Source organism: Paracoccus methylovorus (assembly GCF_016919705.1).
In the GTDB taxonomy this organism is placed as follows: Bacteria; Pseudomonadota; Alphaproteobacteria; order Rhodobacterales; family Rhodobacteraceae; genus Paracoccus; species Paracoccus methylovorus.
Genome location: NZ_CP070368.1, coordinates 785183 through 807199, shown reverse-complemented (window position 1 = coordinate 807199; position 22017 = coordinate 785183). Strand labels below are relative to the sequence as shown.

19 protein-coding genes, 1 tRNA gene and 1 riboswitch are annotated in these 22017 nt (G+C 65.2%); of the genes, 12 read left to right on the top strand and 8 right to left on the bottom strand.

Going from position 1 to position 22017, the window contains the following annotated elements; translation table 11 throughout:
* Window positions 1–57: 57 nt before the first annotated feature.
* The 3 genes from nagZ to argS all read right to left on the bottom strand — a co-directional run bounded on the left by nagZ (window position 58) and on the right by argS (window position 4004).
* The gene (gene nagZ / locus JWJ88_RS04080; RefSeq protein WP_205294830.1) at window positions 58–1044 is read right to left on the bottom strand and encodes a beta-N-acetylhexosaminidase; all 987 of its coding nucleotides are present in this window, start codon (window positions 1042–1044) and stop codon (window positions 58–60) included.
* A 4-nt stretch (window positions 1045–1048) separates the two neighbouring features.
* Entirely contained in the window at window positions 1049–2191 is a 1143-nt protein-coding gene (locus JWJ88_RS04075) for an SPOR domain-containing protein (RefSeq protein ID WP_205294829.1), read from the bottom strand.
* Between the two features lie 67 nt (window positions 2192–2258).
* On the bottom strand, window positions 2259–4004 hold the full coding sequence (argS, locus tag JWJ88_RS04070; RefSeq protein WP_205294828.1) for an arginine--tRNA ligase: 1746 nt from the start codon (window positions 4002–4004) through the stop codon (window positions 2259–2261).
* A 255-nt stretch (window positions 4005–4259) separates the two neighbouring features.
* On the opposite strand from argS, the gene JWJ88_RS04065 reads away from it, so the two are divergent.
* The 3 genes from JWJ88_RS04065 (at window position 4260) to metK (ending at window position 9183) form a co-directional block, all read left to right on the top strand.
* The gene (locus JWJ88_RS04065; protein ID WP_205294827.1) at window positions 4260–6383 is read left to right on the top strand and encodes a DEAD/DEAH box helicase; all 2124 of its coding nucleotides are present in this window, start codon (window positions 4260–4262) and stop codon (window positions 6381–6383) included.
* Window positions 6384–6392: 9 nt separating this feature from the next.
* The gene (lnt, locus tag JWJ88_RS04060; RefSeq protein ID WP_205294826.1) at window positions 6393–7931 is read left to right on the top strand and encodes an apolipoprotein N-acyltransferase; all 1539 of its coding nucleotides are present in this window, start codon (window positions 6393–6395) and stop codon (window positions 7929–7931) included.
* Window positions 7932–7963: 32 nt separating this feature from the next.
* Window positions 7964–8012: riboswitch (SAM-SAH riboswitch) on the top strand.
* A 4-nt stretch (window positions 8013–8016) separates the two neighbouring features.
* On the top strand, window positions 8017–9183 hold the full coding sequence (gene metK, locus JWJ88_RS04055; RefSeq protein ID WP_205294825.1) for a methionine adenosyltransferase: 1167 nt from the start codon (window positions 8017–8019) through the stop codon (window positions 9181–9183).
* Window positions 9184–9355: 172 nt separating this feature from the next.
* On the opposite strand, the gene JWJ88_RS04050 is transcribed toward metK, so the two are convergent.
* The gene (locus tag JWJ88_RS04050; protein ID WP_205294824.1) at window positions 9356–9982 is read right to left on the bottom strand and encodes a J domain-containing protein; all 627 of its coding nucleotides are present in this window, start codon (window positions 9980–9982) and stop codon (window positions 9356–9358) included.
* A 69-nt stretch (window positions 9983–10051) separates the two neighbouring features.
* Between JWJ88_RS04050 and JWJ88_RS04045 the strand changes: the two genes are divergently transcribed.
* The 4 genes from JWJ88_RS04045 (at window position 10052) to JWJ88_RS04030 (ending at window position 13351) form a co-directional block, all read left to right on the top strand.
* A complete protein-coding gene (locus tag JWJ88_RS04045; protein ID WP_205294823.1) occupies window positions 10052–10303 on the top strand; it encodes a BolA family protein in 252 nt (83 codons plus the stop codon).
* Window positions 10304–10384: 81 nt separating this feature from the next.
* Window positions 10385–11350, top strand: coding sequence for a class II fructose-bisphosphatase (gene glpX, locus JWJ88_RS04040; RefSeq protein ID WP_205294822.1), 966 nt, complete (start codon window positions 10385–10387; stop codon window positions 11348–11350).
* 52 nt (window positions 11351–11402) lie between these two features.
* Window positions 11403–13157: a single-stranded-DNA-specific exonuclease RecJ gene (recJ, locus tag JWJ88_RS04035; RefSeq protein ID WP_205294821.1), complete on the top strand. Its 1755-nt coding sequence runs from the start codon at window positions 11403–11405 to the stop codon at window positions 13155–13157.
* A 119-nt stretch (window positions 13158–13276) separates the two neighbouring features.
* A tRNA-Glu gene (locus JWJ88_RS04030) sits at window positions 13277–13351 on the top strand.
* A gap of 283 nt (window positions 13352–13634) precedes the next feature.
* Here JWJ88_RS04030 and carB read toward each other — a convergent pair.
* From carB to JWJ88_RS04015, 3 genes are all read right to left on the bottom strand, one after another.
* A complete protein-coding gene (gene carB / locus JWJ88_RS04025) occupies window positions 13635–16967 on the bottom strand; it encodes a carbamoyl-phosphate synthase large subunit (RefSeq protein ID WP_205294820.1) in 3333 nt (1110 codons plus the stop codon).
* Between the two features lie 187 nt (window positions 16968–17154).
* Entirely contained in the window at window positions 17155–17517 is a 363-nt protein-coding gene (locus JWJ88_RS04020; RefSeq protein ID WP_205294819.1) for a cell division protein ZapA, read from the bottom strand.
* Between the two features lie 3 nt (window positions 17518–17520).
* Window positions 17521–18147, bottom strand: coding sequence for a hypothetical protein (locus tag JWJ88_RS04015; RefSeq protein WP_205294818.1), 627 nt, complete (start codon window positions 18145–18147; stop codon window positions 17521–17523).
* Between the two features lie 177 nt (window positions 18148–18324).
* Between JWJ88_RS04015 and hisB the strand changes: the two genes are divergently transcribed.
* Window positions 18325–18912 (top strand): imidazoleglycerol-phosphate dehydratase HisB, encoded by a 588-nt coding sequence (hisB, locus tag JWJ88_RS04010; protein WP_205294817.1) that lies wholly within the window; start codon window positions 18325–18327, stop codon window positions 18910–18912.
* Window positions 18912–19541 carry an imidazole glycerol phosphate synthase subunit HisH gene (hisH, locus tag JWJ88_RS04005; protein WP_205294816.1) on the top strand — a complete coding sequence of 210 codons (630 nt, stop codon included), beginning with the start codon at window positions 18912–18914 and terminating at the stop codon, window positions 19539–19541. Before hisB ends, hisH begins: the two co-directional genes overlap by 1 nt.
* A gap of 98 nt (window positions 19542–19639) precedes the next feature.
* Here hisH and JWJ88_RS04000 read toward each other — a convergent pair whose 3' ends face one another.
* Window positions 19640–20026: a DUF2147 domain-containing protein gene (locus tag JWJ88_RS04000; protein ID WP_205294815.1), complete on the bottom strand. Its 387-nt coding sequence runs from the start codon at window positions 20024–20026 to the stop codon at window positions 19640–19642.
* Between the two features lie 159 nt (window positions 20027–20185).
* Between JWJ88_RS04000 and hisA the strand changes: the two genes are divergently transcribed.
* From hisA to JWJ88_RS03985, 3 genes are read left to right on the top strand one after another with little or no spacing between them, the layout of a single operon-like run.
* Entirely contained in the window at window positions 20186–20902 is a 717-nt protein-coding gene (gene hisA, locus JWJ88_RS03995) for a 1-(5-phosphoribosyl)-5-[(5-phosphoribosylamino)methylideneamino]imidazole-4-carboxamide isomerase (protein WP_205294814.1), read from the top strand.
* Window positions 20903–20929: 27 nt separating this feature from the next.
* Window positions 20930–21691 (top strand): imidazole glycerol phosphate synthase subunit HisF, encoded by a 762-nt coding sequence (hisF, locus tag JWJ88_RS03990; RefSeq protein ID WP_205294813.1) that lies wholly within the window; start codon window positions 20930–20932, stop codon window positions 21689–21691.
* Window positions 21688–22014 (top strand): phosphoribosyl-ATP diphosphatase, encoded by a 327-nt coding sequence (locus JWJ88_RS03985; RefSeq protein ID WP_205294812.1) that lies wholly within the window; start codon window positions 21688–21690, stop codon window positions 22012–22014. Before hisF ends, JWJ88_RS03985 begins: the two co-directional genes overlap by 4 nt.
* Window positions 22015–22017 lie beyond the last annotated feature (3 nt).

Genomic DNA, 22017 nt, shown 5'->3' with positions numbered 1-22017 from the left:
GTTTCCGAAAAACAGGATCTGCGCAGAATCCGCCATGCACCGGGCTTAGTCAACCGATCAGGCCGCCGACCCGCCAAGCGCCGCCAATTCGGCCCGCAGCGCAGCCGTTTCATCCTGCCGGGGGGCGCGGCGCATGGCCAGGGCCGCATCACCCCGTTCGATGGCCCGCGAACCCATAGCACCGGCGGCACCGACGATTTCGTCCATCTGCGCAAGTGTTTCATTGCACGACAGAACCAGATCGCAGCCGGCGGCTATGGTGGCCGCGGCGCGTTCGGCCATGCTGCCCGACAGCGCCTGCATGCCGATATCGTCCGACATGAGAAGACCGTCAAAGCCGATCTCGCGGCGGATCATTTCGATCACCGCGGCCGAGGCAGTGGCCGGCGCATCGTCGATCGCGGTAAAGCGGATATGCGCGGTCATCGCCATGGGCAGGTCGCTGAGCGCGCGGAAAGGCACGAAATCGCTGGCGCGCAACTCGTCCAGTGGCGTGTCGACCACCGGCAGGTCCTTGTGGCTGTCCACCCGCGCCCGGCCATGGCCCGGCATGTGCTTGACCACCGGCAAAACCCCCGCAGCCAGCATCGCATCGGCAGCAGAACGTCCCAGTTGAATCACGGTTTGGGCATCGCAACCGAGACAGCGGTTTTTCAGAAAGGGATGCGTATCCTCGCGGGCGATGTCCAGAACCGGCGCGCAATCGGCATCGATACCGACGGCACGCAGTTCCTGCGCAAGCAGGTGGTGGTGCAACCAGATCGCCCGCTCACCGCGCCCTGCCTGATCCAGGGGTGCCGGCCAGTCGGTCCAATGCGGCGCACGCATGCGCTGGACGCGCCCCCCCTCTTGATCGATCAGAACCGGGGCGTCGCGGCCCACGGCCTCGCGCAGATCGGCGGTCAGCCGGCGCAGGCGCTCCGGCGTGTCGATGTTGCGCGCAAACAGGATGAAACCCCAAGGGTCGGCGGCGCGAAAGAAATCGCGCTCGGCCCGGCTCAGGTCCGGGCCGGCGATGCCGCCAAGGATGGTGGCGCTGCCCATCGGCCTAGTTCGCGCTGGCGGGGATGCAGTCCACGCCCTCGGCGATCAGTGCCACGCAGAAACGCCGGGCATCGTCGCGCGAAGCAAAGCCCGAGGCGCGCAAGCGCCAGAAGGTGCGGCCATTGGACTTGTGTTCCTGGATCACCATGCCCTTGCCGGCGAAAAGCCCGCCCAGCTTGCCGGAAACGCGGTTCCATTCCCCCCGTGCCAGCGCGTCGCTGTCAAAAGCGCCGATCTGGACCAAAGGCGCGCCCGAGGCGACCTGTGCAGGGGCCGGCGTCGGTGCGGAGGTGTCGGGCGCTGCGGCCGGGCGGCTTTCGGCAGCGGCGGGTGCCGGGGCGGCGTCGCTTGCAACCACTTGCGCTGCGGCCACGCGACGCGGGCGCGGCGCGGGACGAACCGATTGCGCGATGGCACCGGCAGGGGGCGCGGCAGCGGCTTCGGCCAATGCGGTGGTGATGGCCATGTCGCGGGTCTCGTTTCCGGCCAGATCGGTCACCGCCTCGTTCACCGGCGCGTCAGCGACCGGAGCGTCCGAGATCACCGCGCTGGCAACGGCAGCAACCGCCGGATCTGGTTCGCTATCGGGGCGGGCGATGACGCGGGCGGTTTCCTCTGCCAGCGGCAGTTCGACCAGGTGCGAGGGCTCTTGCGCCGTAGCGCCCAGTTCACCCATGGCCACGTCCTGACCGTCGAGTGTCGCCGCCTGCGGGGCGATCGCCACACGATCCACCGCAGCCGATTCGGCACCGGCCGCAACCGAGTTCACGGCAAGACCCATGCGATGCGTCAACTCTCCGCCCGGATTGTCCGGGGCGGTGCGGGCCTCGCCCTCGATGGCGCGGATCACCGGCACGCCCGATACGTCGCGCACCACCAGCTTATAGCCCCAGACCGCAAGGATCACGATCAGCCCGACCGAGATCAGCGCGCCCAGATAATGCGTCAGCCGCGTCAGCCGTCCCAGAACCGAAGGCGAATCGACCAGCGATTCGGCACCCACGTGATAGTGCTGTTCGTTCCAGCCGTCGTCCTGCCAATCGTCAGCATAGCCCTGCTGCCCCTCGGCATGAGGGTAATCCTGCGACAACCCATGAGGCTGCGACCCGTCAAACCCGCCCGAAGAGCGGAAATCTACTACCGTCATTCCTGCCTGCCTGCCGGTTGTTCCGACGCTGCTCGTTTACTGCTCGCCCCGGCAGAGCGCCGTATTTTCAGCGCATTTCTTTGGCCGGAGTTACCCCCAAGATACCAAGACCGGCCGAAATGACAACGGCAACGGACCGCACAAGGGCGATTTTCGCCGCCGTGGCTGCCGGATCGGTCTCTTGCAGGAAACGCAGGGACGGTTCGTCATTGCCGCGGTTCCACAGCGAATGCAGCTCGGACGCAATGTCATAAAGGAAAAACGCGATCCTGTGCGGCTCGTGCGCGCGGGCGGCGATCTCGACCGTGCGTGGCCATTCTGCAACTTTGCGGGCCAGTTCCAGCTCGGCCGGATGCGAAAGCTGCGCCAGATCGGCCTGCGCCAGCGCCGCATCCGAAGTGTCGATCCCCATTGCCGCCGCCTTGCCCAGCACCGAGTTCACCCGCGCGCTGGCGTATTGCACATACCAGACCGGGTTGTCCTTGGACTGCTCCAGCACGCGGGCGAAGTCGAAATCCAGCGCCGCATCGTTCTTGCGCGTCAGCATGTGAAAGCGGGTGACGTCCGCGCCCGCCTGCTCGACCACGTCGCGCAGGGTGACAAAGGTGCCGGCGCGCTTGGACATCTTGAAAGGTTCGCCGTTCCTGAACAGCCGGACCAACTGGATCAGCTTGATATCCAGCGGGACACGGCCGTCCGACAGCGCCCTGACCGCCGCGGTCATGCGCTTGACATAGCCGCCGTGGTCGGCGCCGAACACGTCGATCAGCGCATCGAAGCCACGTTCGATCTTGTCCCAGTGATAGGCGATATCGGGCGCGAAATAGGTCCACGCACCGTCCGACTTCTGGACCGGGCGGTCCACATCGTCGCCATGCGCGGTCGAGCGGAACAGCGTTTGTTCACGCGGTTCCCAGTCGTCCGGCGTCTTGCCCTTGGGCGGCTCCAGCACGCCTTCATAGATCAGCCCGGCGTCGCGCAGCCGCGCAATGGCCGCCTCGATCCGGCCCGTGCCGTAAAGCGCCTTCTCGCTGGAATAGACGTCCATGCGCACATTCAGCAGCGCCAGATCGTCGCGGATCATCGCCATCATGGCCTCGGTGGCCAGATCGCGCACTTCGTCCAGCCACTCCGACTCCGGCTTGTCCAGCAGGCTGGTGCCGTATTTCGCCCTCAGCGTCTCGCCCACCGGGATCAGATAATCGCCGGGATAAAGCCCCTCGCGGATCTCTGGCTCAAGCCCGTTGGCCTCGCGATAACGCTCATAGGCCGAACGTGCCAGCACATCGACCTGCGCGCCGCCGTCGTTGATGTAATATTCGCGCGTGACGTCATGGCCCGAAAAATCCAGCAGCGCAGCCAGCGCATCGCCAAAGACCGCGCCGCGCGTATGACCGACATGCATCGGCCCGGTCGGATTGGCGCTGACGAATTCAACGTTGACCTTTTGCCCCTGCCCCAGATCCGAACGGCCGTAATCGCCGCCCTCGTTCAATGCGGCGCGGATCACGCCCTGCCACTCGGCAGGCGCGAGGCGCAGGTTCAGGAAACCCGGTCCCGCCACTTCGGCCGAGGTGATGCGCGGATCGGCGCCAAGTCGCGCAGCCAGCGCCTCGGCAATGTCGCGAGGCTTCTTGCCGGCGGGTTTTGCCAGCACCATCGCAGCGTTGGTGGCCATGTCGCCATGCGCGGCGTCTCGGGGTGGTTCGACCGTCACATTCGCGGTGTCGAGACCCGCGGGCAGTTCACCCGCCTGTTCCATCTGCGCCAGCGTATCGATGACCAGCGCGCGGATATCCGAAAAGAGGTTCATGGCTTCCATCCGTAAGATCGTCCGGGGATAACGCCTGCCCGAGGGGGCCGTCAACCGGGCCACGAAACGCGAAAACCGCATCAGATTGACGTAGAGCGTGTTTTCAGCTAGGTCCGCGCTGTCTGCATCCGGCAGGCAAGGCGAGGGGCGTGCGGAAATTGCGTCCCGAACCGCCGCGAAATCCGGTTTCCGGACGGACGGCGATGGACGCAAGCACGGCGCAGATTGCTCTGCGCATTGATACGAAAGCCCTGAATGACCAAATTTTCCGATCTGAAGCTTGACCCCAAGGTTTTGAAAGCCATCGCCGAGGCGGGCTATGAAACCCCGACGCCGATCCAGGCGGGGGCGATTCCCCCGGCGCTGGAAGGCCGCGACGTTTTGGGGATCGCCCAGACCGGCACCGGCAAGACCGCCAGCTTCACCCTGCCGATGATTACGCTTCTGGGCCGTGGCCGGGCGCGCGCGCGCATGCCGCGCAGCCTGGTGCTGTGTCCCACCCGCGAACTGGCTGCTCAGGTGGCCGAGAACTTCGACATCTATGCCAAGCACACCCGGCTGACCAAGGCGCTGCTGATCGGCGGCGTATCCTTTGGCGAACAGGACAAGCTGATCGACCGCGGCGTCGATGTTCTGATCGCCACCCCCGGCCGCCTGCTCGATCACTTCGAACGCGGCAAGCTGTTGCTGACCGGCGTGCAGATCATGGTCGTCGATGAGGCCGACCGCATGCTCGACATGGGTTTCATCCCCGATATCGAGCGCATCTTCCAGATGACGCCCTTTACCCGGCAGACCCTGTTCTTCAGCGCCACCATGGCGCCCGAGATCGAGCGGATCACCGACACCTTCCTGCACACGCCCGAACGCATCGAGGTCGCCCGGCAGGCCACCACCAGCGAGACCATCACCCAGAAGCTGGTCGAGATCACCCCGACCCGCCGCGACCAGACCGCCAAGCAAAAGCGCGAGTTGCTGCGGGCGCTGATTCGCGCCGAGGGTGAGAACCTCAAGAACGCCATCATCTTCTGCAACCGCAAGACCGATGTAGACATTGTCGCCAAATCGCTGAAGGCGCATGGTTTCGATGCTGCTCCGATCCATGGCGATCTGGACCAGCGCCACCGCACGGCGACGCTGGACGGTTTCCGCGAAGACAAACTGCGTTTCCTGGTCGCCTCGGACGTGGCAGCACGCGGGTTGGATATTCCGGCCGTCAGCCATATCTTCAACTTCGACCTGCCCAGCCATGCCGAGGACTATGTCCACCGCATCGGCCGCACCGGCCGCGCCGGACGTCTGGGCACCGCCATCTCGATCGCAACGCCCTCGGACGACAAGTACCTTGGCGCCATCGAATCGCTGGTCAAGCAGACCCTGCCCCGCGCACCCGTACCGGAAGGCTTTACCTTGTCCAGCGCCGCGCAAAGCACCCCGCGTCCCGCACGCGAAAACGGCCGCCGCGAACGCGGTCGCGAACGTGACCGCCGTCCCCGCCGCGAGGATGGTGAGCAGCACGCCTCCACCACGCCGCTGGAACCGCGCGTCGAAGCAAAGCCGGTCGAGCAGCCCGAGCAGCGGCACGACCACGCCCCCCGCGAAGAGCGTCGCGAACGGCACGACCAACGACACGACCGGCGCGATGATCGCCGCGGCGACCGCCACCCCGTCATGGGCATGGGCGATCATGTGCCAGAGTTCCTGACCCGCACCTTCCGCCCCGGCTTCACCGAACCCGCCGAGGAAACCATCGCGGAAACCCCGCGCGAGGTGGTAGCAGCCGAACCGGCCAAGCCGACTCCTGCCAAGCAGTCCCAGCGCAGACCGGCCAGGGGGCCTGCACGCTCTACCCAGCCCGTAGCGGCCGAGCCGGTTGCCGAACCCCTAACCGAGGTCACGGCGGAGAACCAGCAGGCGCCGGTTGCCGAGGCCCAGCCTTCGCCCGGGTCCGTGGCGGAGCCCGCTATTCCGCCTGCGGTCGAGCCTGAATCCGCGCCTCAGCCTGCCCCCAAGCCTTCCGCCTCAGCCGAGCCTGCCCCGGAAACCGTGGCAACAGCCGAACCCGAGGCCAAGGAAAAGCCGGTGCGCAAGCGCAAGCCGCGCACGCCCAAGGCCAAGGTCGAAGCTGTCGAAGCCGCCGCCGAAGCGCCCTCCGAACCCCAGGCACCCGCTGCAGATAGCGCCGAGTCCAGTGCAGAAGAGACGCCTGCCGAACCCGCTCCCGCCGCCAAACCGGCACGAAAGACGGCAGCAAAGCCAGCCAAGCCTCGTGCCCCGCGCAAGCCCCGGGCCAAGCCGGTCGCAGCAGAAGCCGCCACAACCGAAGCCTCCGGTGCCGAACCCGCGCCCGGATCGGACGACACCGCCACAGGAGCCTGAGCCGCTTTCATGGCCCCTCCGGCCCTCACGTCATCATCGCGAGGTGGGCGTCCCTTCTGGGTCACCCTCGTTTTTGATGCCGGGCTGGGGGCAGCAGCGGCACTGGGTCAAGCGCCATGGAATCTGTGGCCACTGAGCCTGTTGGCGCTGGCCCTGCTCTGCCATCGCGTCGCTTGCGCCGAAACGCCGCGCCGCACGGCTTGGCACGCTTTTGCTGCCGGGCTGGGTTATTTTGCCCTGGCCATGTCTTGGATCGTCGAGCCCTTTCTGGTCGAGGCAGATATCTACGGCTGGATGGGCCCCTTCGCCTTGGTTCTTATGGCCGCTGGCGGGGCATTGTTCTGGACCATCCCCGCCTGGCTTGCCGCCCGGCTCGCTCCTGGATTTCCCCGGCAAGGGATTGGGTTCGCGGCACTGATCGTGCTGTCCGACTGGATCCGAGGCTGGATTTTCACCGGCCTGCCCTGGGCTCTGACCGGCCATATCTGGATCGACACCCCTGCAGGACAGACAGCGGCAACCCTTGGCGCCATCGGGCTGTCGGGTCTGACCATGCTTTGCGCCGCCCTGCCGCTGGCCTTCCGCCGCCCGGGCCGTTTTCCTGCGCTACCGGGCACGGTCCTGGCGGTATTGGTCGTCGCTACCGCGTGGAGCGCGGGGCTTGCGCGTTTGGCCCAGCCGCTTCCGCCCGATACCGGCCCGCGCCTGCGGCTGATCCAACCCGACGCGACACAGGCCCTGAAATGGGACCCCTATTGGTCCGAGGTCTTTTTTCGCCGCATGCTTGATCTTTCAACCGCGCGCGACCCGGGCATGCCGCCACCCGACGCGGTGATCTGGCCCGAAACGGCGGTGAACTTCCTGCTAGAACAATCGGGCACCGCCCCGCAGGATATCGCGGCCTACGTCGGCGCTCCGGTGATCCTTGGTATCCAGAGGGTTGAGGGCAGCCGCTATTTCAACAGCCTGACCGAATTTACCGACCAAGGCATCGGACCGATCTACGACAAATTCCACCTCGTTCCCTTTGGCGAATACACGCCTTGGGGCGACATGATGGCGCGGTTTGGCATCCGTGCCTTCGCCGCTCAACACGGCTTTGGCTATTCCGCCGGACCTGGGGCGCAAGTCATGCACCTGTCCGGCCTGCCGCCGATGCAGCCGCTGATCTGCTACGAGGCCGTCTTTTCTTATCATCTGATTTCCGGAGAAAACCGGCCCGCATGGCTGCTGCAGGTGACCAACGATGCCTGGTTCGGCCAGATCTCGGGCCCATGGCAGCATCTGGCACAAGCCCGGTTGCGCGCCATCGAATCGGGCCTGCCGCTGATGCGAGCAGCCAATACCGGTGTCTCGGCCGTAATCGACGCACGCGGGACGCCCCGCGCCATGTTGGGAATGAACCAAGCCGGCCGCATCGACGCGGCACTGCCCGGCGCGCTGCCGCCGACACCATGGTCGCGTTGGGGCGATTGGCCGGCCGTGGCGCTGGCGTTGGCCGTCTTCCTGTGCGTCGCGGCAAGACCCCGCACCAAGTTGCGCAGTTGACGGCGGCGGGCGCGTCCACTAACGCTTCTGCTTGACCGCCACAACGGCTTCCTGGCGTGGCGGCGTCATTTCAACGGAGCATTTCATGGCCAGACAGAACTACGTGTTCACCTCGGAATCCGTATCCGAGGGGCACCCCGACAAATTATGCGACCAGATATCGGATGCGGTGCTGGACGCGCTTCTGGCCGAGGACCCGGCCGCCCGCGTCGCCTGCGAGACATTTGCGACCACCGGCACCGTGGTCATCGGCGGCGAGATCGGGCTAAGCGACAAGAAAAAGCTTGGCGAATATATGGACCGCATCGGCCATATCGCCCGCAGCACCATCCGCGACATCGGCTATGAGCAGGAAAAGTTCCATTGGAACACCTGTCACGTTCACAACTTCCTGCACGAGCAATCCGCCCATATCAGCCAGGGTGTGGACCGCGACGGTGCCGGCGACCAGGGCATCATGTTCGGCTATGCGGTCGATGAGACGCCGGAACTCATGCCCGCACCGATCCAGTATTCCCACGCGATCCTGCGCCGTCTGGCCGAAGCGCGCAAATCCGGCGACGCCCCGTCACTGGGCCCGGATGCAAAATCGCAACTGAGCCTGCGCTACGAAAACGGCAAGCCGGTCGAGATCACCAGCCTGGTGCTGTCGCACCAGCATAAGGACGAAAGCCAGACCTCCGACGACATCCGCGCCATCGTTGAACCCTATATCCGCGAGGTCCTGCCCACGGACTGGCTGACCGAGAACACCGAATGGTGGGTGAACCCGACGGGGACTTTCGTAATCGGCGGACCGGATGGAGACGCCGGGCTGACGGGACGCAAGATCATCGTCGATACCTATGGCGGCGCAGCCCCGCATGGCGGCGGCGCCTTCTCGGGCAAAGACCCGACCAAGGTGGACCGCTCGGCGGCCTATGCCGCACGCTATCTGGCCAAGAACGTCGTTGCCGCAGGCCTCGCCAAACGCTGCGTGATCCAGCTTTCCTATGCCATCGGCGTGGCAAAGCCCCTGTCCATCTATGCCGATACTTTCGGCACCAGCGAGATCCCCGAGGCAGAGATCGAACGCGCCGTCTCGCGCGCCATGGACCTGACGCCGCGCGGAATCCGCGACCATCTGGCGCTCTGCCGCCCGATCTATCGCCGCACCGCCGCATATGGCCATTTCGGGCGCGCACCCGACGCCGACGGGGGATTCTCATGGGAAAAGACCGACCTCGCCGAAGCGATCAAGCGCGAGCTGTAGAGGCGCAAGGGGGCTTCGCCCCCGCGCGTTCCGCGCTCCCCCAGGGTATTTAAGCAACGAAGAAACCGTGGCCGGGTCTGACCTTTCGCCGGTTTCTTTCGTGGACAAATATCCTGCGGGGGAAGCCCGTCGGGCTTGCACGACGGGCGTGGGGGCGCAAAGCCCCCATGCTTCAATCCTTGAAGCTGCGGCTGTCCTTGACTTGGTCCCAAGCCCAGACCACCTCTTGAAGCCGATCCTCATCCGAGCGGTCGCCACCGTTCATATCGGGATGAAGATCCTTGACCAACGATTTGTATTGTTTGCGGATCTCGGCCCGCGTCCAGGTTTCCTTGGCTTCGAGGATTTCCAACGCCCGGCGTTCGGTCGGGGGCAGTTTCCGCGCCGCGCGTGTGCGCATTTCGGGATTGGTCCCGTTCGCCCCCAGGATCTCCAGCGGATCGTCGATCCCATGACGCGCCCATTTCTGCTCTTGCGTGGCGCGGCCGAACGGCTTGGTCGGCCGTTCCCAGACCGTGGCATTGTCCAGGAATTCCTGAAACTCAGCCTCAGACTGGCCTTGGAAATAGTTCCAGTTCAGGTTGTATTCACGCACATGGTCCTTGCAGAACCAATAATATTCATCCAACGCCCGCGGCGATTTCGGCGCACGGTACTGGCCCGGCTGGTTGCAGCCTTCCTTGTCGCATCGCCGGGTCGAGGTTTCAAAGGCACCAGACATGCCGCGCCGGCCCTTGGTCCTGCGTTTCTTATCCGCAGCCGCAGAAATATCGAATCCGAACGGGTCGCTGTTACTCATTTCCCTGCCTTGTCCTGAACGGGACAGGCAGTTTAGGCTATTTCGCGAGACATGAAAGGGGGCAAGCGCATGATTGCCGACGAGATGCATAAAAGACTGACCGAACTTCAACCGTCCCGGCTGGAAATCGTCGACGAAAGCGAAAACCATCGTGGACACGGAGGCTGGCGCGAGGGCGGCGAGACGCATTTCCGCGTCCGCATGGCCAGCGCGCAGTTCGCGGGGCTTAACCCTGTCGCGCGCCACCGGCTGGTGCATCGCACCTTGGGCGACATCGTGCCGCGCATTCATGCGCTGGCACTGGAACTGGCGGAAAGCTGAACCGTTAGCGCACGCAGTCTTGTTCGCCCCGGACCCCGGGCGTAGAAGCCGGGAAAGCCAGAAAGCACAAGGAATTTCCCTATGACCTCGCCCAAGGATTTCAACGACCGCCTGCTGTCGCTTGGCCTCGCCCGCGTCAGCGAGGCGGCGGCACATGCCTCGGCGCGGCTGATCGGCCGTGGAGACGAGAAGGCTGCCGACCAGGCCGCCGTGAACGCCATGCGCGACCAGTTGAACAAGCTGGACATCAAGGGGGTTGTCGTCATCGGCGAGGGCGAGCGGGACGAGGCTCCGATGCTCTATATCGGCGAAGAGGTCGGCACTGGCGCGGGTCCTGCGGTCGATATCGCGCTGGACCCGCTTGAGGGCACCACGCTGACCGCCAAGGACATGCCGAATGCGCTGACCGTGATCGCCATGGCGCCCCGCGGCACGCTGCTGCATGCGCCCGATGTCTACATGGAAAAGCTTGCCATCGGGCCGGGCTATCCCACGGATATCGTCAGCCTCGACATGTCTCCGGCCGAGCGGGTACGGGCGCTGGCCAAGGCGCGTGGCCTGAAGGACAGCGACATCACCGTCTGCATTCTTGAACGCCCCCGCCACGAGGAACTGGTGGCCGAGGTGCGTTCGACCGGCGCAGCAATCCGCCTGATCACCGATGGCGACGTTGCCGGCGTGATCCATTGCGCCGAGGCAGAATTGACCGGCATCGACATGTATATGGGCTCGGGCGGCGCACCCGAGGGCGTGCTGGCCGCGTCGGCGCTGAAATGCATGGGCGGGCAGATGTGGGGCAAATTGCTGTTCCGCAATCAGGATGAAAAGGATCGCGCCGCCAAGGCCGGGATTACCGATCTGGACCGGATCTATTCGCGTGACGAGATGGTCACTGCCGACGTGATCTTTGCCGCAACAGGCGTGACGAACGGCTCTATCCTGGCCGGCGTCAAGCGCGAACCGCATTACCTGCAGACCGAGACGATCCTGATGCGCTCCAAGACGGGCTCGGTGCGGCGCATGATCTACCGCAACCCGATCAAGTAAATCACGGCCCAACAGGCTTGAACAACAGGCGGTCATGGGGGATGAAGCCCGCATGACCGCATTTCTTTCCGTCACCTCTTCGCTGACCGGCCGCCTCTGGCGCGGTCCCGACGCCGCTTTGGAACGCGCAGCACAGGCGCTGGCGCAGGACAGCCGCCTGCCCCTGCCCGTCAGCCGGGTGCTGGCCGCACGCGGCGTTCTGGCGCATGAGACGCCGCTTTATCTTGAGCCAAAGCTGCGCGACCTGCTGCCCGATCCGCTGTCGCTGCGCGACATGGACAAGGCCGCCGCACGTCTGGTTGCGGCAGTGCTTTCCAGCCAGCGCATCGCCATCTTTGCCGATTACGACGTAGACGGCGGCGCCTCGGCCGCGCTGCTTCTGGACTGGCTGCGCCGACAGGGGCGCGATGCTACGCTTTATATCCCCGACCGTATCGACGAAGGCTATGGTCCCAACGCCCCGGCCATGACGGCGCTTTCGCGCGACCATGACCTGATCGTCTGCGTCGATTGCGGCACACTCAGCCATGAGGCGCTGGCGGCAGCCAGTTGCGACGTGGTCGTGCTGGACCACCATCAGGGTGGCGAGACCCTGCCGCCCGCGCTGGCCGTGGTGAACCCCAACCGGGCGGACGAGGATGGCAGCCTTGGCCACCTTTGCGCTGCAGGCGTGGTCTTTCTGACGCTGGTACAGGCCAACCGACTGCTGCGCGAGGGGGGCCAACCGCAGCCCGACCTGATGGCGCTCCTGGATCTGGTGGCGCTGGCAACGGTCGCGGATGTCGCGCCTCTGGTCGGCGTCAATCGTGCCTTTGTGCGGCAAGGGTTGCTTATCATGGCCCGGCGCGAGCGTCCGGGGCTGGTGGCGCTGTCCGACGTGGCACGGCTGGATTCGGCGCCGAACGCCTTTCATCTGGGCTTTCTTCTGGGTCCGCGCATCAATGCCGGCGGCCGGGTCGGACGCGCGGATCTGGGGGCCATGTGCCTTTCTTGCACCGACGCACGGCAGGCCGAGCGGCTGGCAGCCGAACTGGACGAATTGAATCGCGATCGCCGCGCCATCGAGGCCGCCGTGCGCGAAGAGGCGCTAGCTCAGGTCGAGGCGCGCATAGCCACCTCCGACGATCCCGACTGTCTGGCTTGGGCAGCGGGCGCAGGCTGGCATCCCGGCGTCGTCGGCATCGTCGCCGCCCGCGTCAAAGAGGCGACCGGCCTGCCTTCAGTAGTGATCGGTATCGAGCACGGTATCGGCAAGGGCTCGGCCCGTTCGGTGGCCGGCGTCGATCTGGGCCGCGCTATCCAACGCCTTGCCGCCGAGGGGCTGCTGCTGAAGGGGGGCGGTCACGCCATGGCCGCCGGCCTGACCATCGAAGAGGCGAAGATTCCCGCGGCGATGAAGCGCCTGTCGCAGCTTCTGGCCCGCGAGATGGCCGAGCGTATCGGCGCCGGAGAGCTGCGCATCTCGGGCCTGCTGGACCCCGCCGGCGCCACGGTCGAGCTGATGCAGATGCTGGAACGCGCCGGCCCCTATGGGCAGGCCGCCCCTGCCCCGCGTTTCGCATTCGCCGAACAGTTGATCGACAGCGCCTCGACGATGGGTGACAGCCATTTGCGCCTGCGCTTCCGCAGCCCCGGCAGCCCGGTTCTGGAGGCAGTGGCATGGGGCGCGATGAGCGGCCCGCTGGGCCCCGCGCTGCTGGGCGCCCGTGGCCGCCGCTTTCATCTGGCAGGCAAGCTGGAGCTATCGCAATGGGGCGGACGCGAGCGGGTGCGCCTGCGGCTGGAGGATGCCGCGCCCGTGGGATGAGGCAACAGGACTTGCCGGAAAAACTTTGTCTTGGGGTGATTTTTCCGCTTGCAGCCCCCCGACATAGAACCTAAATACCGCCCCACGCCGCCGGGCATGATGCGGCGGACGCAGAAAGTGGCCCGTTCGTCTATCGGTTAGGACGTCAGGTTTTCAACCTGAAAAGAGGGGTTCGACTCCCCTACGGGCTGCCACTTTTCCCGCATAAGTATCCGCTGTTCTTGAGACGGCTTCCGGCCAGTTGGGCATGATGGAATTTGCGCATGCCGTTTGATCGCGCCGAAAGCGCGAACGGCGTCATGCCCTTTCAGGCACATACCCTGCTGGTTTGAAACTCTGCCAGGCTGTCACGACACCAGCCGCGGATTGCAGGCATCACGGTCACGCATTGCACGGGACCGTGCCGAGGCCGGATCAAGTGCGCCGGCGCATCCACATATGAATACGCCAGCGACATAAGTGCGGTGATGCGCCGGCTTACGCCTGCAGCGACCTGACTCCGACTTCCCCATCGCCGCGCGACTTGATCGCAGCGACTGCGGCAATGCTTCCGGCCGCCGTGGTGAAATAGGGGATCTTGTCGTTCAGCGCGACGGCCCGGATCTCGCGCGAGTCGGCGATGGCCTGCGTGCCCTCGGTCGTGTTCAGCACCATCGCGATCTCGTCGTTCTTCAGGCGATCCACGATGTTGGGGCGGCCCTCATACACCTTGTTGACAAGTTCCGTCTCGACCCCGGCCCCGCGCAGGAATTCGGCCGTGCCGCGGGTGGCAACCAGCGTGAAGCCCATGGCGGTCAGGTCGCGCGCAGCCTCGGCCAGCGCCTCTGTCTTGTCGGCATCGCGAACCGAGATGAAGATCAGCCCGGAATCCGGCAGCGTCGTCCCCGCCCCCATCTGCGCCTTGAGGAAGGCACGCGGGAAGCTGCGGTCCCAACCCATGACTTCGCCGGTCGAACGCATCTCGGGGCCAAGCAAGGTATCGACACCGGGGAAGCGGGCAAAGGGCAGCACCGCCTCCTTGACCGAGAACCAGGGCGTGTTCGGATCGGCCAGCGTCATCGGATCGGCAAAGGGCAGCGGATCGTCCGGGCCAACCCCTGCGGGATAGGCCGGCCGGGTGGGGAAGTTCGACATCGGCTCGCCCGCCATAAGCCGCGCCGCGATCGAGGCGATGGCGCTGTCGGTGGCCTTGGCGACAAAGGGCACGGTGCGCGAGGCACGCGGGTTGACCTCAAGCACATAGATCGCGCCGTCCTTCAGCGCAAACTGCACGTTCATCAGACCGACGACGTTCAGCGCGCGGGCCATCGCCTCGGTCTGGGTTTTCAGTTCCGCGATGGTGGCGGCGTCCAGCGTATGCGGCGGCAGCGAACAGGCCGAGTCGCCGGAATGGACGCCGGCCTCTTCGATATGCTCCATGATGCCGGCGACATGGACGTTCTGCCCGTCGCAAAGCGCGTCGACATCCACCTCGATGGCGCCCGAGAGATAGCTGTCCAGAAGCACCGGGCTGTCACCCGAAACCTGCACGGCCTCGCGGATATAGCGGTTGAGTTGGTCCACGTCGCGCACGATCTCCATCGCGCGACCGCCAAGGACATAGGACGGGCGGATGACCAGCGGAAAGCCGATGCGGGCGGCGATGTCCAGCGCCTCGGCGCCGCTGCGGGCGATACCGTTGATCGGTTGCTTCAGGCCCAGGTCGTTCAGCAGTTTCTGGAACCGCTCACGATCCTCGGCCAGGTCGATGGCATCGGGAGTGGTGCCAAGGATCGGAATGCCTTCGGCCTCCAGCGCGTTGGCAAGCTTCAGCGGCGTCTGGCCGCCGAACTGGACGATGACGCCGTGCAGCGTGCCGTTCTCTTGCTCGATGCGCAGGATTTCAAGGACGTGTTCCAGCGTCAGCGGTTCGAAATAAAGCCGGTCCGAGGTGTCATAGTCGGTCGAAACCGTCTCGGGGTTGCAGTTGACCATGATGGTCTCGTAACCGGCCTTGGTCAGCGCGAAACAGGCGTGGCAGCAGCAATAGTCGAATTCGATGCCCTGACCGATACGGTTCGGGCCGCCGCCCAGGATCACGACCTTCTTGCGGTCGCTGGGACGGGCCTCGTTCTCGACCTCGCCCATCGCGGGAACTTCATAGGTCGAGTACATATAGGGGGTCTGGGCCTCGAATTCGGCGGCACAGGTGTCGATGCGCTTGAAGACCGGATGCAGGTCCATCGCGCGGCGGGACTGGCGCACCTCGGTCTCGGTTTTCCCGGCCAGGTCGGCCAGCCGTGCATCGGTAAAGCCCATCATCTTCAACCTGCGCAGCCCGTCAAGATCGGCAGGCAGCCCCGAGGCGCGAATCCCGGCCTCGGTATCGACGATCTCGCGGATGCGGCTCAGGAACCACGGATCGAAACTGGTGGCGTGAAGGATTTCGTCATCGCTCAGCCCGTGACGCATGGCCTGCGCGATCAGGCGCAGCCGGTCGGGGGTCTGCTGGCTGATCGCCTTGATGATGGCCGCCTTGTCCGGCGCGCCGGGTATCTCGATATCGTCCAGCCCGGTCAGGCCGTTCTCCATCGAGGCCAGCGCCTTTTGCAGCGATTCGTGGAAGGTCCGGCCAATGGCCATCACCTCGCCCACCGATTTCATCGCCGTGGTCAGTTCGGCTTTCGATCCCGGGAATTTTTCAAAGGCAAAGCGGGGGATCTTGGTGACAACATAGTCGATCGACGGCTCGAACGAGGCCGGAGTGACCCGGGTGATGTCGTTGTCCAACTCGTCCAGCGTAAAACCCACCGCCAGCTTTGCGGCAATTTTGGCGATCGGGAAGCCGGTCGCCTTGGACGCCAGCGCCGAGGACCGCGACACCCGCGGGTTCATCTCGATCACCACCATGCGGCCGTCCTTGGGGTTGATCGCCCATTGCACGTTCGAACCTCCGGTCTCGACGCCGATCTCGCGCAAAACCGCAATCGAGCCGTTGCGCATACGCTGGTATTCACGGTCGGTCAGCGTCAGCGCCGGGGCGACGGTGATCGAATCGCCTGTATGCACACCCATCGGGTCGACGTTCTCGATCGAACAGACGATGATGGCGTTGTCAGCGCGGTCGCGCACGACCTCCATCTCGTATTCTTTCCAGCCCAGCAGGCTTTCATCGACCAGCACCTGCGCGACGGGCGAGGCTTCCAGCCCCGACCGCACGATGCGCTCGTAATCGTCGCGGTTATAGGCGACGCCGCCGCCGGTCCCGCCCAGAGTAAACGCAGGGCGGATGATGGCAGGCAAACCGATATCCTCCAGCGCCTCGGTCGCCATCGCGACGCCCGCAGCGATATCATAGCGCCCGTTGGGATGCTTCGGCGCTGCAACGATGGTGGCGCGCGGGTTTTCCAGACCGATGCGGTCCATGGCCTCGCGGAACAGCTTGCGATCCTCGGCCATCTCGATGGCGGCGCGCTGCGCACCGATCAGCTCGACGCCATAGCGGTTCAGCACCCCCATATCCGCCAGCGCCAGGGCGGTGTTCAGCCCTGTCTGACCGCCCATGGTCGGCAAAAGCGCGTCGGGCCGTTCCTTGGCGATGATCTTCTCGACCACCTCTGGGGTGATCGGCTCGATATAGGTCGCATCCGCCATCTCGGGATCGGTCATGATCGTGGCGGGGTTCGAGTTCACAAGGATGACCCGGTAGCCTTCCTCGCGCAACGCCTTGCAGGCCTGGGCGCCGGAATAGTCGAATTCGCATGCCTGGCCGATGACGATAGGGCCGGCACCGATGATCAGGATGGATTTGATATCGGTTCTTTTCGGCATGACGGTCCCTCGGGCTGGCGGCTGATAAATCGTCCGGGGTTATATCCATGGCGGGCAAAGTCGCAAGGGTCCGCGCGGCACAGCCGGCCAAAAACTCCGCCCCAACACAAGGACGCGCCGCAAACCACGCACCGGCCCCGCCCTTTCTTCGTTGCTTAAATACCCAAAAAACCGCGACGTAAGGCGCTTAGTCCGCCGCCTGATCCTCGGCCTTCTGGGCCAGGGCCTCTGCCCGGGCGGCGAGTTCGGCCATGGCCTCCGACAGGCTTTCGGGCACCACCGGCACCTCCACGCGCTGCGGATTGGTCCTCATCCGCGCCAACTCGCGCTCCAGCGTGGCGACGCGATCTTCCAGACCCGAGGTCCGATCGGCCAGCATCAGCCCCGACAGCAGCAAAAGCCGCGGCTCGGGCATCCGGCCGGCCTGTTCAAGAATCACCTGCGCCTCGGCATCCAGCAGGCCGGCGGCACGCTTCAGCAGCCGCTCCTCGCCTTCCTGGCAGGCCAGCGTATAGGATTTGTGCCCGATCGAGAAATCCACTTCGGCCATTGTTCAGCCCCTTTCCCCGTCCACGGTGGCATCATCGCGGGCCAATGCGGCCGTCCCGGCCACCTCGCTCGCCTGTTCGTCGCCCGCGATCACCGCTGCTTCGGCCTTTTGGGCATCGACCACAGCGGGTGGCGCATCGTCATGGGCCGGGGGCGCCGGATCGTCGATCATGCGGTCCAGCGCATCGACGATCTCGCCCATCTGCGCAACCTCGGCGGCGCGGACGGCGCGCAGCGATTCGACCTCGGCCTCAAGCGCAAGGCGGATATCGTCGGGTGACGCACCCTGATCCTGCGTCGCGATCAGGGCACGATTGGCGGATGTCAGCGCCTCGTTCGCGGCCGAAAGCCGCGCGGCCTCCTGCCCGGCCTGAACCAGACGCTCATGCGCCTGCGCCAAGCGCGTCTCGCAGTCGGAAAGCATGCTGGCCTGACGCGCATGCAAGGCCGCAAGCTCTTGGGAAAGGCGCTGGTTTTCAGCATGCAGTTCGTGCAATCGCGCCTCGGCATCGCCGGACGAAGATGCGGAGGGCGAGGCGCGCTGCGCCAGGGCCGTCCGGTCCAGAAATTGGTCAATGCGGTCCAAGGCCGCGATCAGCCGCTTTTCGCTGACGTTCAAGTCATTTCTCATCGACCAGGATCCTTTCGGGTCGCTTGTCCTTTGGGGGTCGCCCGTCACTTTTCGCATTGCATCGGCCATATGACAAGGACGGGCAGAGTTTACCGGCGGATCTGCGTGCCGCATCGGCTTTTCAGCCGCCCGGTCCAGCCCTATAAGGCAACCAGCCTGCATGAGGAGAGACGCCAGATGCGCCGCGCAAAGATCACCCGCGAGACGGCCGAGACGCAGATCGAGGTCGAGCTGAACCTCGACGGCACCGGCCGCTATGACAACCAGACCGGCGTCGGTTTCTTCGATCACATGCTGGACCAGCTTTCGCGGCATTCGCTGATCGACCTGACGGTGCGGGCCAAGGGTGATCTGCATATAGACGACCATCACACGGTCGAGGACACCGGCATCGCCATCGGACAGGCGCTGGCGCAGGCGCTGGGAGACAAAAAGGGTATCCGGCGCTATGGCTCGTTCCATCTGGCGATGGACGATGCGCTTGTGCGCGCGGCGCTGGATCTTTCGGCACGGCCATGGCTGGCATGGAACGTGGATTTCCCGGCGCAAAAGATCGGCAGCTTCGACACCGAACTGGTGCGCGAATTCTTTCAGGCGCTTTCCACCCATGGCGGGATCACGCTGCATGTGGACCGGCTGAGCGGCTTCAACGCCCACCACATCGCCGAGGCCGCCTTCAAGGCGGTGGCGCGGGCCCTGCGCGAGGCGGTCGAGCCGGATCTGCGCATGGCGGGCGTTTTGCCCTCGACCAAGGGCGCGCTTTGATGCGGGTCGCACTGGTCGATTACGACAGCGGCAACCTGCATTCGGCCGAGAAAGCCTTTGCCCTGATGGGACGCGAGACCGGGGCCGAGGTGGTAGTGACCTCCGATCCCGAAAAGGTGGCGCGCGCCGACCGTATCGTGCTGCCGGGCGACGGCGCCTTTCCGGCCTGCCGCGTCGCGCTCGACGCCGTGCCCGGCATGGTCGAGGCGCTGCACGAGGCGGTACTGGCGCGGGCCGTGCCCTTCATGGGCATCTGCGTCGGTATGCAGATGCTGGCCGGGATCGGGCATGAGTATCGTGATACCAATGGTCTGGGATGGATCGGCGGCGAAATCGAGGCGATCCGGGCGCCGGGCCTGAAAGTGCCGCATATGGGCTGGAACGATCTGAAGGTGCTGCACCCGCATCCGCTGCTTGATGGCATTTCCTCGGGCGATCACGCCTATTTCGTGCATAGCTGGCAGTTTCGCGTCACGGACGAAGCGCATCTTTTGGCCACGGCCGATTACGGCGGGCCGGTGACGGCCGTAGTTGGGCGCGACAATATCGTCGGCACGCAGTTTCATCCGGAAAAGTCGCAGGCGACAGGTTTGCGCATCATCGGCAATTTCCTGCGCTGGCGCCCCTGACGGGCGCTGGCGGGGGCTCTGCCCCCCGCGCTTGTCGCCCCCTTGACGGGGGCGGCAAGCGCGTCCCCCGGGATATTTGAACACGAAAGAAGCCGGGCCTATCTGGCCCGGACCCAGTGCTGGGTCTTGCAGAAGACCGCAATGCAGCCCGAGACGTCGAGCGCCTTGCCGTTCAGTTGCATTTTCGACTTATAGGTCTTGTCCGCACCGGGGTCCCAGATCGTGCCGCCCGAGAATTTACCGCCGCCATTATCACTCATATTGGCGACGATGTTCTTGCCGGTGTGGGGCGATTGAATCTCTTTGCCCGACTTGTCGAAACTTTTGATCAGCCTGCCGCAATATTTTCCGCCACAATCGTAGAACTCGACCATGCCGACATTGCCGTCGTCATTGGCCTGGGTCTGAAAGATGCCGTCGATGCCTTGAGCATTGGCAGCAGTGCCTGCAAGCGCAAGCAGGGCGGCGATGGTCAGTATCTTCATGGTGGTTCCCCCCTCCCCCGGGGTCATGGTTCCTGCGCGCAGGATGCGAAGGCGCGATGCCCCGATCAAGCCTGACGTGAGGTCGCGGCTTTGGGGGCGGGGTCTTTCGGATCGGCGGCGGCTGTGGCAAAGGGGCGCCACGCTATCAGGAGAGATGCGATGATCCTTTATCCCGCGATCGACCTCAAGGACGGCAATTGCGTACGGCTGCTGCGCGGCGACATGGAGGCGGCGACCGTCTTTGGTTCGGATCCCGCAGCGCAGGCCCGCGCCTTTCAGGACGCCGGGGCGGAATGGCTGCATCTGGTCGACCTCAACGGTGCCTTTGCCGGCAAGCCGGTGAATGCCGCCGCAGTCGAGGCGATCCTGGCCGCCATCGACGTGCCCGCCCAGTTGGGCGGCGGCATCCGCGACATGGCGACCATCGAGGAGTGGCTGGATCGGGGCTTGTCGCGGGTGATTCTGGGCACGGTTGCGGTCGAAAAGCCCGATCTGGTGCGCGAGGCGGCGATGGCATTCCCGGGCAAGATCGCGGTGGGCATCGACGCGCGCGGCGGCCGGGTGGCGACCCGCGGCTGGGCCGAGGAAACCGATGTGATGGCCGTCGATCTGGCGCATCGCTTTCAGGACGCGGGCGTCGCCGCGATCATCTATACCGACATCGACCGCGACGGGGCCATGGCCGGACCCAACATCGCGGCGACCGAAGCGCTGGCGCGGGCGGTGAATATTCCGGTCATCGCCTCGGGCGGGGTGTCCTCGATGCAGGATCTGCTGGCGCTGCGCAACACCGGCATCATCGCCGGAGCAATTTCGGGTCGGGCGCTTTACGATGGCGCCATCGACCTGGGCGCGGCGCTGAAGGCGCTGGCCTGAGCACGCCGGACGAGGTAACAAAGCTTCATGCTCAAGACCCGTGTGATCCCCTGTCTGGATGTCGCCGATGGCCGCGTGGTCAAGGGCGTGAATTTCGTGGACCTTGTCGATGCCGGCGATCCGGTCGAGGCGGCACGCGCCTATGACGCCGCCGGCGCGGATGAGATCTGTTTCCTCGACATCCATGCCACGCATGAGAATCGCGGCACCATGTACGATCTGGTGACGCGCACCGCCGAAGCCTGTTTCGTGCCGCTGACCGTGGGTGGCGGCGTGCGCAGCCACAAGGATGTGCGCGACCTGCTGCTGGCTGGCGCAGACAAGGTCAGCTTCAACTCGGCCGCCGTGGCCGACCCGGATGTGATCGCCGAGGCCGCTGATCGGTTCGGCAGCCAGTGCATCGTCTGCGCCATCGACGCCAAGACGGTCGCGCCCGGGAAATGGGAGATATTTACCCACGGCGGGCGCAAGCCGACCGGCATCGACGCGGTGGAATTCGCCCGCACCGTGGCCGCCAAGGGCGCAGGCGAGATCCTGCTGACCAGCATGGACCGGGACGGCACCAAAGCCGGTTTCAACATCCCGCTGACCCGCGCCGTCGCCGATGCCGTGGGCATTCCGGTGATCGCTTCGGGCGGGGTGGGCGAGCTGTCGCATCTGGCCGAGGGTGTGCTGGAAGGCCATGCCTCGGCGGTGCTGGCGGCCTCGATCTTTCATTTCGGCACCTTCACCATCCGCGAGGCCAAAGAGCATATGGCCGCCGCCGGCATCCCGGTGCGCCTGACATGAGCGGGCCGGACGTAACCAGCCTGCAGCGGCTGGCGGACACCATCGCTTCCCGCAAGGGCACCGACCCCGCGACAAGCTGGACGGCAAACCTGCTGGCGAAGGGCCCCGAGAAATGCGCCGAGAAATTCGGCGAGGAAGCCATCGAGGCGATCATCGAGGCGGTCAAGGGCGACCGCGACAGGCTGATCTGTGAAGCCGCCGACACGATCTATCATCTGCTGGTCATGCTTGCCGCCCGCGATGTGACGCTTTCCGACGTGGAAAATGAACTCGACCGCCGCGAGGGGCGTTCGGGGATCGAGGAAAAAGCGTCTCGAAAGTAACAT

Excerpts from the sequence above, each read along its gene's own strand:
- JWJ88_RS04050 (WP_205294824.1), bottom strand. The coding sequence starts at position 9,982 with ATGAGTAACAGCGACCCGTTCGGATTCGATATTTCTGCGGCTGCGGAT.
- glpX (WP_205294822.1), top strand. The coding sequence starts at position 10,385 with ATGACCTCGCCCAAGGATTTCAACGACCGCCTGCTGTCGCTTGGCCTC.
- JWJ88_RS04015 (WP_205294818.1), bottom strand. The coding sequence starts at position 18,147 with ATGAGAAATGACTTGAACGTCAGCGAAAAGCGGCTGATCGCGGCCTTG.
- lnt (WP_205294826.1), top strand. The coding sequence starts at position 6,393 with ATGGCCCCTCCGGCCCTCACGTCATCATCGCGAGGTGGGCGTCCCTTC.
- hisF (WP_205294813.1), top strand. The coding sequence starts at position 20,930 with ATGCTCAAGACCCGTGTGATCCCCTGTCTGGATGTCGCCGATGGCCGC.
- JWJ88_RS03985 (WP_205294812.1), top strand. The coding sequence starts at position 21,688 with ATGAGCGGGCCGGACGTAACCAGCCTGCAGCGGCTGGCGGACACCATC.
- JWJ88_RS04020 (WP_205294819.1), bottom strand. The coding sequence starts at position 17,517 with ATGGCCGAAGTGGATTTCTCGATCGGGCACAAATCCTATACGCTGGCC.
- JWJ88_RS04045 (WP_205294823.1), top strand. The coding sequence starts at position 10,052 with ATGATTGCCGACGAGATGCATAAAAGACTGACCGAACTTCAACCGTCC.
- recJ (WP_205294821.1), top strand. The coding sequence starts at position 11,403 with ATGACCGCATTTCTTTCCGTCACCTCTTCGCTGACCGGCCGCCTCTGG.
- JWJ88_RS04000 (WP_205294815.1), bottom strand. The coding sequence starts at position 20,026 with ATGAAGATACTGACCATCGCCGCCCTGCTTGCGCTTGCAGGCACTGCT.
- hisB (WP_205294817.1), top strand. The coding sequence starts at position 18,325 with ATGCGCCGCGCAAAGATCACCCGCGAGACGGCCGAGACGCAGATCGAG.
- carB (WP_205294820.1), bottom strand. The coding sequence starts at position 16,967 with ATGCCGAAAAGAACCGATATCAAATCCATCCTGATCATCGGTGCCGGC.
- hisA (WP_205294814.1), top strand. The coding sequence starts at position 20,186 with ATGATCCTTTATCCCGCGATCGACCTCAAGGACGGCAATTGCGTACGG.
- JWJ88_RS04065 (WP_205294827.1), top strand. The coding sequence starts at position 4,260 with ATGACCAAATTTTCCGATCTGAAGCTTGACCCCAAGGTTTTGAAAGCC.
- argS (WP_205294828.1), bottom strand. The coding sequence starts at position 4,004 with ATGAACCTCTTTTCGGATATCCGCGCGCTGGTCATCGATACGCTGGCG.
- JWJ88_RS04075 (WP_205294829.1), bottom strand. The coding sequence starts at position 2,191 with ATGACGGTAGTAGATTTCCGCTCTTCGGGCGGGTTTGACGGGTCGCAG.
- nagZ (WP_205294830.1), bottom strand. The coding sequence starts at position 1,044 with ATGGGCAGCGCCACCATCCTTGGCGGCATCGCCGGCCCGGACCTGAGC.
- hisH (WP_205294816.1), top strand. The coding sequence starts at position 18,912 with ATGCGGGTCGCACTGGTCGATTACGACAGCGGCAACCTGCATTCGGCC.
- metK (WP_205294825.1), top strand. The coding sequence starts at position 8,017 with ATGGCCAGACAGAACTACGTGTTCACCTCGGAATCCGTATCCGAGGGG.